The following is a 14,022-nucleotide window of genomic DNA, read 5'->3' as shown; positions in this document are numbered from 1 at the left end:
TAAGTATGCGAGAATGGAGGGAACTCCCCTCTATTCTCATGATTTATGTCCACCAGTCAGCCCTGCTCTGTGAAGCGCAGTTCCTGCAGGTGTATAAGAAACTGCTCTCAGAATTGCTTTCGATCCATATTTGCTTCTAATCCCATCCATGACAAACCCGAGTTTCCTTCTCTTTTCATTATCCACTTCAAATAAACTAATTAAATTCACAATTAATTGGATACAGGATTATATTGATTGATGGTTTACCGATTTAAATAGAGTTTATTAGGTTTTGCAGCATTCACTTTGAGCTTATCGTTGGCGCCTGCAGCTCAAATGATTCATATGCATCTACGGATGTATTACAGAAGACAGACCAAATTGAAAGCCTTTGTGGCTTTCTTTTTATTTTTGTTTATAATTGAGAAAAAATATTAGCATCTCTTCAATTTCTTTTTCTAAGTCATTATTATTTAAATCGAATAATGTTCCACAACAGCTTCCTACAAAGCCACCATAGTAATACCATAAATCAATTGTGAAACAGTCCAAATCTTCATCATAGGCTTTTGCAGGTTGATAATAATTAATGGTTATTTGTGAACGGTATTCTTTTTCCAAGCATCTCTCAGCCGTTAAATCATTTATTACATCTCCATCTATGTCTCTACAAACTTTGATGCTGAGATTTGGTTTACCCTGAGCTTCAAAAACACCTGCATACTTATTCTGCAGCTTCTCGGATACTGCCTCCCCCAGGCTCTCCAACTCAAATATCACTTGTTTTAATACTTGATTGATATCCTTTTCTGGAATCTGTATATAACCTTCATCGATTGGACTTTGATTCTTCTGTTTCTTGAATAATTGTCTTAAAGTTTTCCACACAATACTGTCTCCTTCCAAGTTAAAACGAAACAAAAAGCCAGAGAGTGTGTGAGGGAACTCTCTGGCCTATAGTGGTTGATACACCAACTAAATACATCTACAGGATACTTTATATTTGGGATGTATTCAAGATAAGGGATATTTTATTGTTTAAATGACCAGATTGAGTTACGCCTGATATCTTCTGCTGCTAGAACCAACATTTCTAAAGAGTAAGGAAGCAATCAAAGCTAAAACAAAATAAACAACAACAAACCCGCCCCAGAAGACAAGCGCTTCATCGAATGGAAATCCAAATAGTCTAAAAATAACCCTGTGAACAATACCGGTAATAATAATCAGGATGCTTGTAGAAATTGCAAAAGTAATATGTTTCATCAAGAACAACTCCTTACGAAAGGTTTATTACTCTATCAGAGCAGTTAACTATTTCTGGATCATGCGTTACACATATGATTGTTTTCCCCATTTCTTTCAACTGATGGAAAAGAGAAAGAATAATGTTCTTATTGTACTCATCAAGGTTTCCGGTCGGTTCATCGGCCTAGGTATATACTATTTTATACAACCGGAAAGGAAAATACTAGTATGCAAATGAGCGAAGCAGCTGAGTTAAGAAAAGCTTGGAAAGAAAAAGGGAATCCACCTTGCGACCATCCTAATAGACCCGATAAAGAGTATTACCTTGGTACAAGCACAGGAGATTATGTATGCAGCATTTGTGGTTATTCAGGACATAAGGATTCCTTTAAATATTTTTAAAAGTATTAGAATACAAGGACAGGAATATTATTTTTTATTAAAAGTCAAGAAAATGTTTAATATTATTAATAATTAAGCAACCAACTGAAATGTCACACATTTTATAAACAAAAAGAGAGGATAGATGAACAGGGTGTATTCAACTATCCTTTTTTTAGACAACAAATGACCTCATTTACTACAACAACGGTGTTGTTTGTTCTACAACTAACGCCCCCGTTACTTTAAGTACATTTATTCACAAAGTAATCTTTTTTACAGGTCATTTAGTGGTAGCCCCAGGTAAATGCAAATTTACAACGTTAATCAAATTCATACATAAAAAAGTAGAATTCCCTGTCCTTTAAGGAAAACGACTTTTTTATACCACTTCTTCAAGTAAATCCCCATTAACCTTTTTCGGGGACTATTTGTAATCTCTGCGCAGTGAAATTATACCTGTGCTAGCCCGCCATCTACGAACAATTCAACACCCGTCAAGTAACTGCTTTCGTCTGAAGCAAGGAAAGATACAGCGTTTGCTACTTCTTCAGGTGTCCCAACTTTTCCAGCTGGGACAGTATTTCTGGTATTTTCCATTGCTCCTTCAAGTGCATCACCAAAAAGCTCATCGTATGCAGGTGTAAGAATAACTCCTGGACTAACCACGTTTACACGGATTTCAGTACCTTTTAGGTCAAGAATCCAGTTGCGAACTAGTGCTCTTAATGCTGCTTTAGATGCTCCATATACACTAAACGCTGGGTTGCCAATTGATCCAGCAGTAGAGCCCGTTACAATAATAGAACCTACTTTGTTCGGGAATAGTGATAACGCTTTTTGAACAGTAAAGATGGTTCCTTTAACGTTAATGTCGAACGTCCTATCAACCTGCTCTTCAGTAATTTCACCTAATGGAAGGAAGTTGCCGATGCCTGCATTAGCAAAAAGAATGTCCAACTTACCTTTTTCCTGCTTTATAATGTCATATAGTTTGTCTAAGTCTTCAAGCTTAGATACATCACCTTGAACACCGGTTACGTTCATGCCAATTTGGTTAACAGCTTTATCAAGTTCGTTTTGTCTACGTCCCGTGATATAAACATATGCACCTTCGTTTACAAATTTTTGTGCTGTAGCAAGACCAATCCCGCTTGTTCCACCCGTTACAAGCGCTATTTTACCTTCAAATTTACCCATACTTAACACTCCTTTAGAATTAATTTTATTTTATGTCTAGTACCTTTAAGTACTTGAAGAACAACTTACATGATATAGTATCCTTCAGTAAGCACATTATCGGAAGTACCCACTTTTTTGTGATATAGTAACTAAAAAGTAATAAATGTGGAATGGAGAGCTTTCGACATGAAAAAATTTAGCTGTGGGTTTGAAGTGACAAAGGAAGTTATTGGCGGAAAATGGAAAGGCCTTGTATTATACTTTTTAATGAATGGACCAAAGAGAACGAGTGAATTAAAGCGCATTATCCCAAATATAACTCAGAAAATGCTGATTCAAACACTTAGAGAGCTTGAAGCCAGTGGACTTGTGAGCAGAAAGATGTATAATCAAGTACCGCCGAAGGTTGAATATTCATCCACTGAACTTGGAGAATCTCTTAAACCTATCTTGCAGGAGCTATGTCAATGGGGAAGCCATTATGCGGAGCAAGAGTATGCAGAAGGCGAATATGAAATTGTACAACCAGACAACTAAAGTTAGGATTGATGTAGCTGCTGAAGTAAATGCTAAACAACTTCAATACCATCACCTAACAGATGAAGAACAGTCAGAAATAAATGAGATATTCAATTTTGAAAGCGAAGTTTTAATAAGAAGTGTCATGGACTATATTCAAGAGAACTTTGATGAGATTCAAAAAAGACTGTTTCAAATGTTAAAGAGAAGGTTCAGAAACTTAGCCAAAAAATAAATGAAGATATTGATAATAATATTTAATGCCTATGATCTCTAGATAGGCATTTTTTTGTGCATAAAAAAGACCTGAATTAAAAATCCAGGTCACACTACTCCCCTGTATTCACCTTATTATTTAGTACGTGTTTATTGATTTAACAGGTTTTATTCACATTATCAAATTCTGACAACAAATTCACTCACAATTACAAATTTACCTTGCATTCCTACGCCCGCCATGCTATATTCATATAGCGATGAGCTGAATTGTGTAAGCCGATGTACATGCCTTTACGGCACACACGAATGTGGCGTGTGGTGCATCGCCCCAATACGCAAAGACGTTTGCCTTAGGCAAACGTCTTTTTTGTGTTATCCGATTTTTGTGCCGTTTGAAACAGGCTGATCCGGCTGCAGCAGAACGACGTCGCCCTGGCCAGGAATGCCGCCAAGGACCAAGACTTCCGATTTGAATCCGGCGATCCGGCGGGGCGGAAAGTTCACGACTGCTATGACTTGCTTGTTGACGAGAACTTCCGGCTGATAACGCTTCGTGATCTGCGCGCTCGATTGTTTTATGCCGATTTCCGACCCAAAATCTATTACAAGCTTGATTGCCGGTACTCTTGCTTCAGGAAATTCTTCCGCTTTTACAATTGTTCCCGTTCTGATATCCAATTTCTCAAAGTCTTCAATGACTGCCATATCAATAACTCCTTTTTCTCCTATTGTAAAGGAGATATTCAAGATTCGCTTAACCAAAGAGCCATTATTTTTTATCTGAATATAAGGTGTTTCGATACAGGCGGGGCGGCATTCCTGTGCTTTTTGTGAACCATCTGGTAAAAGAAGAAAGGTTTTGAAAGCCCAGCGCCTCGCTCACAACGGTAAGAGTTTCATTTCTCTCCATCAGCATTCGTTTTGCTTCCTTAAGGCGAAGGTCGGCAATATAGTTCTGCGGGGACTTCCCTGTCTGTTTTTTGAACCAGCTTGAATAGTAAGCTGGGTGATAATGCTCGATTTCTGCCAGCTTCTTAATCGTCAGCCGCTCAAATAAATGGCTGTGAATGTATGCAATTGAAGCATAGCTATGGGATTGAAGCTTTTCTTTTATGTATTGTACTAGCATATGAAGCGAGTTGGCTGTTCCGGCCTTTGCTTCCTCTGTCAGCAAGTACCTGATCGAAGACCAGAAAGGATCGAGTGCAGCTTCAATTCCCGATCCTGCACGATACTCATCAATTTTCATTGCATGAAGCGGAACATCCAGTACAAGACATTCATTTCTTCCGATAGAGCGGAAGCGATGCTCGCACTCCGGTTGAATATATAAAAAATGATCCGGATTTAATTTCACCTGGCGCCCCTCAGTCTCAAGATCTATACTTCCCTCAAGCGGAAAAAGAAATTGGCTGTACGCGTGCTTATGTGAATGATATAGGCGTGTGTATGTCCGTTTTTCGCAAATAATCTCTTGAAGCGATTCCATCAGCAACCCCCTTTCTTTGGTCATCTTTTCATCCGGTAATGGTGTTCCGATATAGGCGAAAATCCGATTTTTTCATATAACGAAACTGCCGCCAGATTTTCTTTCATCACTTGTAAAAACATGCGTTCCGCTCCGTTGTTTTTTGCCCATTCAGTCAACACCCTGATCACTTGGGTTCCTGCTCCTTTTCCTCTGTGCTCCTCGGCTACAACGATATTACTAAGTCCGCCATAACCATCAATAACAGAAACCGTGCCAAGCGCTGTCAGGCTTCCTTTGTCATACATCTTAAAAAAAGTTTTACACGGCGGCATGCGTTCGAAAATGTGTTTGTAACCTTGGTGACGCTCGGGCGAAAACCCTTCTAATTGAATAAATTCATCTATCCAAACAGATGATGGCTCTTGTTCCCACTTGTATGTAAATCGGCTGTTGTCATTTGTTCGGCTCATAATCGACCGGCACAACGCCGTCATTTGGAAGCACTCGTCAACCTTTTCATATCTGCTTTCTGCCAATGCGTCATCAAGCCCTTTCGGTGATGCGTCGCTAATATGAAAACAAACAGGCAAGCCTAAACTTTGATAAAAAAGTTCGGCCTCAAGCTGAAAATCACCTTCAGGCATATCCGCAGAAGTCCATACACTATTTGCCCTTTTGGTTACTCCAAAATTCGCTCTGAGAAGCCATTGTCCTATGTTTTTTTGAATATAAGGCGGCCATGAAGCTGCCGCTAACCGTTCAATCTTGTGAATGTCATCCATTGCATAATGCCTCTCCCCTATGTATACTTCCTTGACATTATACAATATTCAGAAATATAAGACACCTTTTATAGGTTTACATAATAGTTTTATTGCTTATTAATAAACCTGACAAAAACGTTCTAATTGAAAATGACAGGCTTTCTGAAATGTTCTCCTCGCGTTCAAATGCTTCTTTTGCAATTAAAGCAGTAAAGCCATGCAGCAGGCTTCTAAGCCCCCTTGTCGCATGAATGGCAGTCTTTTCACTTGCATAGCCGTTTTCAATGAGCAGCTCTGTCACAAGACGGACAATTTGGTTTGAAGCGATTTCCGCTCTTTTGTCCTGAACCTTAAGCAGAGCCGCTTCATAATATCCGGGATTTTCAATTGCAAAATCAACATATGCATGAGCTAAAGAAAGCATAGCCGAATCTCCCTTTCGTTCCGTTACGGAGTCCGCTATTTGATCAAAAAGCTTTGTCAGTCCTCTGACAGCAAGTTCTGTTCTGATTGCTTGCAGCCCGTTGATATGGTTATACAATGACGGAGGGCGTACATTCATTTTTTTAGAAAGCGCTGCAAGTGAGACACCATTTACCCCTTCCTGATCAGCGATCTCAGCTGCAGCGTCTATAATCATTTTTGGGGTTAATCCTATTCTCGGTGACATGCTCATCATCCTTTCTTGGCTTTTTGGATCGCCTGTCTCATCCGCTCTGTAGGTGATCGCAGGAAATTTCCATGTCCGACAGCGAGACAGGAAGGCGCCTTATCGGCGAGCAATTGTGCACTTTTGATGGCCTCCTCCTTATTCCATGTAGCGAAAGCGGGAAAAGGAAACGTCCATTTTATCTGGCCTGAAACAGCGATTCCTCCGCGCAACTGAAGCGCATCCCCTGCTATTAAAGTGCCGTTTCTTGTATCAAGAAATGACATGCTGCCTGGTGTATGGCCGGGTGTAGGGATGGCAAGCAGGGAACCAATTGTTTCACCGCCCGTCAGCAGTTGGTGAGGCTTTGTTTGTATGTGTTTCGGAATACCTCCTTTTATAGGCGTCTGCGGTTCATCTTGCCGCAAGGATGTGTCACCTTGAAGCAAGAATGAATCCCGTTCCGAGATCATGACCTTCGCATGCGGAAATATTTGTGCCAATGTATCCAGTGATCCAACATGGTCCCCATGTGCATGAGTCAGTAAAATATGCTGAAGCGGTTTTCCAATCTGATTCACAGCTTGAATGATTCCTTTATAGCTGCCTGGAAGCGCGGCATCAATAAGGGTGACTTCGTTTTCTTCCTCTACTAAATAGCAATTGACTGGAAACAATGCTGGAAAAAAAGTCAGCTGCCAAACGGTTTGATACTGAGTCATTCTCATCTTTTTATTCCCCCTAACAAAAAACTAATAGCATTAGTTTTATTATTAACTAATGCCATTAGTTTTTCAAGAGTTTATTATTTTTTTATCGCTACATAAATGTTAACTTGTGCCCGCTGTGGCACTGCAGCACTTCGATCATACACCTCAAAGTCACCTGTAAACGTGCGCAGATGTCGCTTATCCCACGTCCAAATGTCCTTCCACGTTTCAAGCACAATCTCTTCAATAGGACCGATTCTGGAAGTGAAAACGGCATAAGCGGAAGCCGGCAAATCAATGTTTTCATATGGTTCCGGAAGGATGTCGTCGTATTCCTGAAACGTTCCGATTGAAAATGTGTAAAGCCCATTTGTCTCCTGTTCATAATTCGAATATAAGGCAATAATGCTCTGGTCTTTTTCTCCCTGTGATAAAAGAACGCTCATATCCTGCTTCCAGATTTGGTCCCACAGTGCCGGAATCCTCCTTTCTTCCGTCATTTCCAGTGCGTTGCTTGTCCGTTGTGAAAGTCCGGCAAATCGTTTCCGGTCTAAGTGTGTCATATGTGAAAAGCCCATACGATCTCCTCCTTTTTTTAAGATTATAGACAAAGAAACCTGACAGCAGTGTGTCAGGTTTCATATATTTTTTGCATGTGATGAATGGTTTCTTTTACTTTATCCCGTATATGAAGAGGCTGCAGAACCTCAATATCCTTTCCGAACTGGAGCAAAAAACCGATCAGCCATTGATCTTCAGGAAGCGAAATCACTGCCCGGCAGATTTCATTTTCATCACAGTGAAGGACATCATATCCGAACCATTCACCTATGCGCTGACGTGCTGCCGGCTGAACAAGATTAACCAATTCAGTTAAACGGTCCTTTTGGTACCATCTCTTATCCCATGGCAAAGTGTCCAGCTGAATGTCTTTTCTGATAAAGGTCTGATGTAAGATGGCCAGATCTTTCATCCGGTTTAGTTTAAAAAAACGAAAATCATTTCTTACCAGGCAGTAGGCATATAAATACCAGTGCCCCGCCTTGCAAACCAATGTATAAGGTTCAGTCTCCCGAAGCAGTGTTTCCCCGCTTGCGCTTGTATATGTAAAAGATATCGTTGACAATCGATCGATGGCAGCGCTGATTTTCTCACGAAGCGCCTTTTGATCCTCAGTCTGGCCCCAAGCCGTCATGTCAATAAACCATTTTTCAGTTTGGTGCTTAAATGCTTCGGCTGACTGCTCAGGTATGAGGTGCTTGATTTTTCGATAAGCTGTGTTGTGAGAAACAGGTTCGTGCATAGATGAAACACTCTGCAAAGCAGAAGCGATCGCAAACAGCTCCTCCTCCTTCAGCCACTCTCTCTCAAGCCGATACGTCTCCATAATGCCAATTCCGCCCCCGGAGCCCTGTGAGGTCACAATTGGAATACCAGCCCTATTGATCGTCTCAATATCACGGTAAATGGTTCTGACTGATACTTCAAACAGCTCAGCAAGTTCAGCAGCCTGCACTTGTTTTTTGCTGATTAATAATACAACCATCGCTAACAAACGTTCCAGTTTCATTCTGCGCACCTTTTCTTCTTGTATTTCCCATCAAAACAATCATAACATTTTGATAAAGCTTGGGCATATCTATTATGCGGCCACATACACCTCGCATATGTTATGAAAACAGGGGTTCCCCCTTCTTTTTTGTGTTCAGTATTTGATTTCAGCTACTATTTCCAACCGGATAAGCATACACTTCTCAACGGAGGGGATTTCACATCATGCATTTTACACTTCAAAGCGTTTATCCTGCCATGATCATCATCTTTTTTCTGTATAAAAAAATTAAAAGGTCCATCGGATACCAGCCGCTGAAGCCCCGCTGGCTGTTCACCCGCATCATTCTTTTCTCGCTGTTTGCTTTTGTGCTTTCAATCTTCAGCCTCATCCACCCTTTTTTATATGGATATCTCATTATGGGTATTCTTGGCGGATGGCTCCTTGTCTTTTTCGCTAAGAAAAACATCTCCTTTAAAAAACGCAGAGGAAAGATCTATTTTCGGACTCATATTTGGGTAGAGATGATTCTCTTAACTTTATTTCTATCAAGATTTCTGTATCGAGTGACGGAGCTTTATCTTACCTCACCTGATCTAAACAGCCTTGGATCATACAGTCAGTCAATCGGAACGGACCCTCTGACAATTGGCGTCTTTTTTCTGATAGCCGTTTATTATATCGGTTTTTCCTCTTTTGTCATCAAGCTTAGCCGAAACGAACTCGAACAGCACAGACACAATAAAGAAAAAGACATCCTTGCCCGCTAACAGCGAGTTAAGCAAGGATGTCTTTTTCAATCATGCTGTGTATGATGGATCATTTGCTGAAGAACATCTAAAACATGTTCATCCTCCGGAGAGTAATAAATTGATGTTCCTTCTCTGCGCGATTTGACAAGCCGGAGATTTTTTAAAAATCTAAGCTGGTGGGACACTGTAGACTGCAGTAAATTCAGCTTTTCTGCAATTCCGTTTACTGCATGTTCACCCTGTGACAATAAATGAAGAATTCTGATTCGGGTAGGATCAGAAAGCGCTTTGAATGTTTGCGCTACTAGAAACAAAGTCTCCTCGTCCAGATCAGCAGCCGATTGTTCCGTTTCTCTAAATTCAGTCATATGTATCACCTTTCTTTATTCATAATTTTATCTTATAACAAATGCGCTTGAGTGCAAAACAGCCTGCTTGTATTCCATTTCAATCTCATAGTTTAAATTTATGTTTCAAATCAGGTTTTTACTTGGTCTGATTTATCGTTCTATGTCATAATAAAAAGGTCATACTGCTCCAAACATTGAGGGTGAAACACAGTGAAGAAAAAGAGAAAAGGCTGTTTCGCTGCTGCGGGTTTTATGATGATTTTTGTCTTTGTCATCGCCTCTTTTTTATTGGTCTTGCTTTTTTTTAACCGGGATTTAATCAAAAAACTTCCGATCGATACAAAAACGATTGTTTTGGAACGTTTAACCGATTACAAACCCTTGGTGGAAGAAGAGCTTGAAAGCCAAGGACTCTCTCATTATACATCACTCATATTAGGCATGATGTATCAGGAGTCAAAAGGAAAAGGCAATGATCCCATGCAGTCCTCTGAATCTCTGGGGTTAAAACGCAATGAGATAACAGACCCTCAACTCAGTGTTAAACAAGGCATCAAGCAATTTACCCTCATGTACAAGACCGGTAAGGAAAAAGGTGTGGATTTGGATACCATTATTCAAAGCTACAACATGGGGGCAGGTTACATTGATTTTGTAGCTGAACATGGAGGAACGCATACTGAGGAATTGGCAAAACAATACTCCGAGCAGCAAGTCAAAAAAAATCCTGATCTGTATACTTGCGGGGGAAACATGAACAATTTCCGCTATCCGTATTGCTACGGTGATTATACGTATGCAGAAAAAGTAAAAGAAAAAACAAAAACTGTTGAAGAATCTATGCAGGTTGCAACACTTGAAACCATGGAATCCAAGGCTCATGAATAAGAGTCTATCAATTTGTTGACAAAATCCCAAACATGAATTTGGGATTTTGTCATGTTTACATGTAAAAAAAGCCATACTCAGTATGGCTTTTAATAATATGGTGAAATCATCAAATATACAATAACGCCTGTAAGGCTTACATACAGCCATAAAGGCATTGTCCATCTGGCGATTTTTTTATGGCGCTCTACCTGCATGCTGAAGCCTCTGATCAGCGTAAACAGCGCAAGCGGCACAATGATTGCAGAAAGGCAGATATGTGTAATTAAAATAAAGAAGTAAATCGGACGCATAATACCTTCTCCGCCATAAAGCGTATTTTCCGCAATCGAGTGGTAAGTCACATAGCAAATCAAAAATAGTAATGTTGTTGTGAATGCGGCTAAGATAAAGCGTTTGTGAGCTTTAATATTTTTCTGTTTAATCATAATCAGCGCGGCCAATAAGAAGATAAACGTAAAGCTGTTGAATATCGCATTCAGCATGGGCAAAATGTGAATATTCGCATGGCTGAACTGATCTAATTTAGGCATAAAAAACAGCACTGCGATTAAACCGTTAATCAGAACTGTCAGCGTGAGGACAATCCCCGTGTAATTTTTCGGTTTATTTTCTGTTTGATTCATTTGGTGACCTCTCCTAATTTGTACTGGCTATCCAAATCGTATGCAAATTCAAAGAAGATGTCAACGTTTTCGACTGCTTCGTCAGAAATTAGACACACTTCAAAGGCCGGCGGCTATTAGCCCCGGCCCTGTCAGGTTTACGCTTCTTTTATCAGATGTTCAATGACCTTATGTTCATTTTCATTCAGCAGGTTCTTTTGAATTTTCGAATGAATGGGTTTATTCATATGCTGATCCAAGATATCAGCCGTTTCTTTATCCCCGGCGATGACCATTCGTTCCCATCTTTTCGCAGCAGCTTTTTGATCTAGGCTGGCAGCCAGCCGCTTATATAGTCTCGATTGGTTCTCTGTTACATGTTCCCTCATCCGGTTCTCTTCAAATGCTTCCGCTTTGTTTACAGCGGAATGGCAATTCTTCCAAGACTCATTGATCATATCATACTCATAACGCTCCACCGTCTCAATTTCCCCTAAAACGGTTTCAATAATTTTCACTTCATGCTGCTGAGTTAAAATAAACGCCGTACTTGGGTATGTTTGGCGCAAATCCCTTAGCTGATCCAGGACAGCTGTTTCTTCCCAGTAAAATCTAGTATCTACAGGGACTTGAAGCTTAATCGCTTCCCATATGCCACTGTCGGAAACAAAAAACACGAGACTGCGGGGCATGTCTTTTCCCATTGCATTCAGGTATTGATTCATTTTAGCTCTGATTCCATCCAGACACTTCTCCTCCTCTGGATTACTAGCAGCCAAATACTCTTTTAATCGGCTGAATCCTGACTTTAGGGCAATCTTCCATTCCCCCCTCTGCTGATCTGGATCTCTCGTATCTGTATTGAGATACAGGGAGAGAATTTTATCCGGCGGTTCCAATTGGACATATTGTAATTTGTTAATCAATGAATCAATCGCCATTCCGCTTCCTCCTTTTTCACAGGTTAGTTTTCTTTTTCCTCTCTTAAAAATGATCAAACCTGACTTAGCGCTAATTTCTAGTAATAATGGAATTGTTGTTTACAATACGCCTCTCTTCTAATACAATTGGTAACTGTGTTTCTAAGCAGTTTTTTGAAAGGAGTTTGATCTTGTTTACTATTAAAGAAAAAAATCGTCAAGAGCTTGAGGAAGAGCTAAATGAATTAGAATTTCAAATTTACCGAATGCAGGAGAATATGAAGGATTTATCTAAGGATGCCAAAGTGCTTGGTATTGATCAATCGAAACATCAAGAGTGGATGATTGTTTCCTCGATTGATGATGGCCAAACATGCAAAATTATGCTTACTGATTGTAAAACGGCTTACAGAGGAAAAGGCAGTTTTTCACTTGTAGCGTCTTACAAGGATGATGCCATTCATATCGGAGACATCAAAGGCCCTCCGAATCACGGGTTTGGTTCCATTTGCATGAAATATTTAAAAGATATCGCCAGAGACCACAATATTCCGAAAGTCACAGGCGACATTGCCAAGCGTGATTGGAATCATGTAGACCGGCTGATTCATTTTTATGAAAAACATCAATTCAAAGTATGCGTCGATCCTGATACACAATCCGGCAGCATTAAGTGGGTTGATTTGTAAAAAAATCTGGAATAATGAGCCTAGATGTGCTGTAATGGTGTAAAACCATTGATGGAGGGTTCTATGTACGCCTCAAAACTGAAAAAGGGAGACGAGATCCGGATTGTGTCTCCCGCAACCAGCATGTCTATATTATCAAACGAAGCAAAAGTTCAAGCAAAAACAACATTAGAACGCTTAGGTTATCGGGTCACCATTACTGAACATGCAAATGAATGTAACGAATTTGATTCATCCTCTATCGAGTCAAGAGTCCATGATCTGCACGCGGCCTTTTTTGATCCAGGCGTCAAAGCGATTTTAACGACACTCGGAGGCTTCAATTCAAATCAGCTGCTGCGCTTTCTTGATTACGAAAAAATCAAACAGCATCCAAAAATTCTGTGCGGCTATTCTGATATAACGGCCCTCAGCAATGCCATTTATCAAAAAACGGGTCTTGTTACGTATTCAGGCCCCCACTTTTCAACATTTGCAATGAAAAAAGGGCTCGATTATACACAAGATTATTTTCTTTCTTGCTGCGCTTCGGACGACCCGTTTGAGATTCATCCTTCGAGCGAATGGAGCGATGACCGCTGGTATTTGGATCAAGAAAGCAGGCACTTTTATCCAAATAACGGACCTGTTGTGATTCAAGAGGGTTATGCGGAAGGCACTTTGATTGGCGGAAACCTATGCACGCTTAATTTGCTGCAGGGAACGGAGTATTTTCCAGAAACAGAACATACCATCTTATTGATTGAAGATGATTATATGTCAGACATCCACATGTTTGACCGCGATCTGCAATCACTCATCCACCTCCCCGCTTTTTCACATGTAAAGGGTATTTTGATCGGCAGATTTCAGAAAGCATCAAACGTATCAATAGATCTCGTAAAAGCCATGATCGAAACAAAAAAAGAATTATCCGGCATCCCGGTCATCGCAAACATAAATGCTGGACATACCTCGCCAATTGCCACATTCCCTATAGGGGGAACATGCAGAATTGAAGCTGTTTCGGGCACATCGCGAATATGGATCGATAAACATTAATCAGCTTGTAAATTTTTTTACAAGCTTTTTTAGCGCAATCGGTTATGCAAGGCGCACCAGACATGACAAATGTCATATAGGAGGCATGATGTGTGCTACT

Annotated in this window: 20 protein-coding genes and 3 pseudogenes; 8 read left to right on the top strand and 15 right to left on the bottom strand. The window is 40.3% G+C overall.

The features are described 5' to 3' along the window. Positions 1 to 36: 36 nt before the first annotated feature. A pseudogene (locus ACQXR1_RS07770) lies at positions 37 to 201 on the bottom strand (hypothetical protein); the annotation flags it as partial. Between the two features lie 87 nt (positions 202 to 288). Between ACQXR1_RS07770 and ACQXR1_RS07765 the strand changes: the two are divergent. Continuing rightward, positions 289 to 371 (top strand): annotated as a pseudogene (locus tag ACQXR1_RS07765) (hypothetical protein); the annotation flags it as partial. Between the two features lie 16 nt (positions 372 to 387). Here the strand turns inward: ACQXR1_RS07765 and ACQXR1_RS07760 are convergent. The 3 genes and pseudogenes from ACQXR1_RS07760 to ACQXR1_RS07750 form a co-directional block, all read right to left on the bottom strand. Further along, entirely contained in the window at positions 388 to 870 is a 483-nt protein-coding gene (locus ACQXR1_RS07760; RefSeq protein WP_227098657.1) for a hypothetical protein, read from the bottom strand. Between the two features lie 168 nt (positions 871 to 1,038). Beyond that, entirely contained in the window at positions 1,039 to 1,248 is a 210-nt protein-coding gene (locus tag ACQXR1_RS07755) for a bacteriocin-like WGxF protein (protein ID WP_040082925.1), read from the bottom strand. 13 nt (positions 1,249 to 1,261) lie between these two features. Then, a pseudogene (locus ACQXR1_RS07750) lies at positions 1,262 to 1,414 on the bottom strand (ABC transporter ATP-binding protein); the annotation flags it as partial. A 44-nt stretch (positions 1,415 to 1,458) separates the two neighbouring features. Between ACQXR1_RS07750 and ACQXR1_RS07745 the strand changes: the two are divergent. Beyond that, complete coding sequence (locus tag ACQXR1_RS07745) at positions 1,459 to 1,632, top strand: hypothetical protein (protein WP_169051584.1); 174 nt, start codon at positions 1,459 to 1,461, stop codon at positions 1,630 to 1,632. A 432-nt stretch (positions 1,633 to 2,064) separates the two neighbouring features. Here ACQXR1_RS07745 and ACQXR1_RS07740 read toward each other — a convergent pair whose 3' ends face one another. Next, positions 2,065 to 2,811, bottom strand: a complete 747-nt coding sequence (locus tag ACQXR1_RS07740) for an SDR family NAD(P)-dependent oxidoreductase (RefSeq protein WP_430771937.1) — start codon at positions 2,809 to 2,811, stop codon at positions 2,065 to 2,067. 168 nt (positions 2,812 to 2,979) lie between these two features. Here ACQXR1_RS07740 and ACQXR1_RS07735 point away from each other — a divergent pair, with 168 nt between their 5' ends. Both ACQXR1_RS07735 and ACQXR1_RS07730 read left to right on the top strand, forming a co-directional pair. Next, on the top strand, positions 2,980 to 3,330 hold the full coding sequence (locus ACQXR1_RS07735) for a winged helix-turn-helix transcriptional regulator (protein WP_014664240.1): 351 nt from the start codon (positions 2,980 to 2,982) through the stop codon (positions 3,328 to 3,330). Further along, positions 3,305 to 3,547, top strand: coding sequence for a hypothetical protein (locus ACQXR1_RS07730; protein WP_169051582.1), 243 nt, complete (start codon positions 3,305 to 3,307; stop codon positions 3,545 to 3,547). The genes ACQXR1_RS07735 and ACQXR1_RS07730 overlap by 26 nt, the downstream gene beginning before the upstream one ends. 356 nt (positions 3,548 to 3,903) lie before the next feature. Here ACQXR1_RS07730 and csaA read toward each other — a convergent pair whose 3' ends face one another. The 7 genes from csaA to ACQXR1_RS07695 form a co-directional block, all read right to left on the bottom strand. Next, positions 3,904 to 4,236, bottom strand: a complete 333-nt coding sequence (gene csaA / locus ACQXR1_RS07725; RefSeq protein ID WP_069839307.1) for a chaperone CsaA — start codon at positions 4,234 to 4,236, stop codon at positions 3,904 to 3,906. A gap of 64 nt (positions 4,237 to 4,300) precedes the next feature. Next, the gene (locus ACQXR1_RS07720; RefSeq protein WP_430771976.1) at positions 4,301 to 5,026 is read right to left on the bottom strand and encodes an AraC family transcriptional regulator; all 726 of its coding nucleotides are present in this window, start codon (positions 5,024 to 5,026) and stop codon (positions 4,301 to 4,303) included. Between the two features lie 14 nt (positions 5,027 to 5,040). Beyond that, entirely contained in the window at positions 5,041 to 5,784 is a 744-nt protein-coding gene (locus ACQXR1_RS07715; protein ID WP_430771936.1) for a GNAT family N-acetyltransferase, read from the bottom strand. 76 nt (positions 5,785 to 5,860) lie between these two features. Further along, positions 5,861 to 6,436: a TetR/AcrR family transcriptional regulator gene (locus ACQXR1_RS07710; RefSeq protein WP_430771935.1), complete on the bottom strand. Its 576-nt coding sequence runs from the start codon at positions 6,434 to 6,436 to the stop codon at positions 5,861 to 5,863. Positions 6,437 to 6,441: 5 nt separating this feature from the next. Beyond that, positions 6,442 to 7,143, bottom strand: a complete 702-nt coding sequence (locus tag ACQXR1_RS07705; RefSeq protein ID WP_430771934.1) for an MBL fold metallo-hydrolase — start codon at positions 7,141 to 7,143, stop codon at positions 6,442 to 6,444. A 77-nt stretch (positions 7,144 to 7,220) separates the two neighbouring features. Continuing rightward, positions 7,221 to 7,703, bottom strand: a complete 483-nt coding sequence (locus ACQXR1_RS07700; RefSeq protein WP_430771933.1) for a GyrI-like domain-containing protein — start codon at positions 7,701 to 7,703, stop codon at positions 7,221 to 7,223. Positions 7,704 to 7,756: 53 nt separating this feature from the next. Further along, positions 7,757 to 8,695 carry a helix-turn-helix transcriptional regulator gene (locus tag ACQXR1_RS07695; protein WP_430771932.1) on the bottom strand — a complete coding sequence of 313 codons (939 nt, stop codon included), beginning with the start codon at positions 8,693 to 8,695 and terminating at the stop codon, positions 7,757 to 7,759. Positions 8,696 to 8,901: 206 nt separating this feature from the next. On the opposite strand from ACQXR1_RS07695, the gene csk22 reads away from it, so the two are divergent. Continuing rightward, positions 8,902 to 9,447 (top strand): mother cell-specific sporulation protein Csk22, encoded by a 546-nt coding sequence (csk22, locus tag ACQXR1_RS07690; protein ID WP_014664250.1) that lies wholly within the window; start codon positions 8,902 to 8,904, stop codon positions 9,445 to 9,447. A gap of 26 nt (positions 9,448 to 9,473) precedes the next feature. Here csk22 and czrA read toward each other — a convergent pair whose 3' ends face one another. Beyond that, positions 9,474 to 9,797, bottom strand: coding sequence for a Zn(II)-responsive metalloregulatory transcriptional repressor CzrA (gene czrA, locus ACQXR1_RS07685; RefSeq protein ID WP_003231284.1), 324 nt, complete (start codon positions 9,795 to 9,797; stop codon positions 9,474 to 9,476). Positions 9,798 to 9,989: 192 nt separating this feature from the next. Between czrA and ACQXR1_RS07680 the strand changes: the two genes are divergently transcribed. Beyond that, positions 9,990 to 10,667, top strand: coding sequence for a lysozyme family protein (locus ACQXR1_RS07680; protein ID WP_014664251.1), 678 nt, complete (start codon positions 9,990 to 9,992; stop codon positions 10,665 to 10,667). 89 nt (positions 10,668 to 10,756) lie between these two features. Here ACQXR1_RS07680 and ACQXR1_RS07675 read toward each other — a convergent pair whose 3' ends face one another. Further along, positions 10,757 to 11,293: a DUF420 domain-containing protein gene (locus tag ACQXR1_RS07675; RefSeq protein WP_003231280.1), complete on the bottom strand. Its 537-nt coding sequence runs from the start codon at positions 11,291 to 11,293 to the stop codon at positions 10,757 to 10,759. Positions 11,294 to 11,430: 137 nt separating this feature from the next. Further along, on the bottom strand, positions 11,431 to 12,213 hold the full coding sequence (locus tag ACQXR1_RS07670) for a VLRF1 family aeRF1-type release factor (RefSeq protein ID WP_326273616.1): 783 nt from the start codon (positions 12,211 to 12,213) through the stop codon (positions 11,431 to 11,433). Between the two features lie 170 nt (positions 12,214 to 12,383). Between ACQXR1_RS07670 and ACQXR1_RS07665 the strand changes: the two genes are divergently transcribed. Together ACQXR1_RS07665 and ACQXR1_RS07660 are read left to right on the top strand one after the other, a co-directional pair. Beyond that, positions 12,384 to 12,881 (top strand): N-acetyltransferase, encoded by a 498-nt coding sequence (locus tag ACQXR1_RS07665; protein WP_040082905.1) that lies wholly within the window; start codon positions 12,384 to 12,386, stop codon positions 12,879 to 12,881. Positions 12,882 to 12,944: 63 nt separating this feature from the next. After that, on the top strand, positions 12,945 to 13,922 hold the full coding sequence (locus ACQXR1_RS07660) for a S66 family peptidase (RefSeq protein WP_326273613.1): 978 nt from the start codon (positions 12,945 to 12,947) through the stop codon (positions 13,920 to 13,922). The last annotated feature ends 100 nt before the right edge of the window (positions 13,923 to 14,022 follow it).

The sequence above is a fragment of the Bacillus sp. ATD genome, assembly GCF_050585765.1.
GTDB classification, from domain to species: Bacteria; Bacillota; Bacilli; order Bacillales; family Bacillaceae; genus Bacillus; species Bacillus stercoris.
Note: the sequence above shows the minus strand (reverse complement) of the source record. Positions and strands in the feature narration are given on the sequence as shown.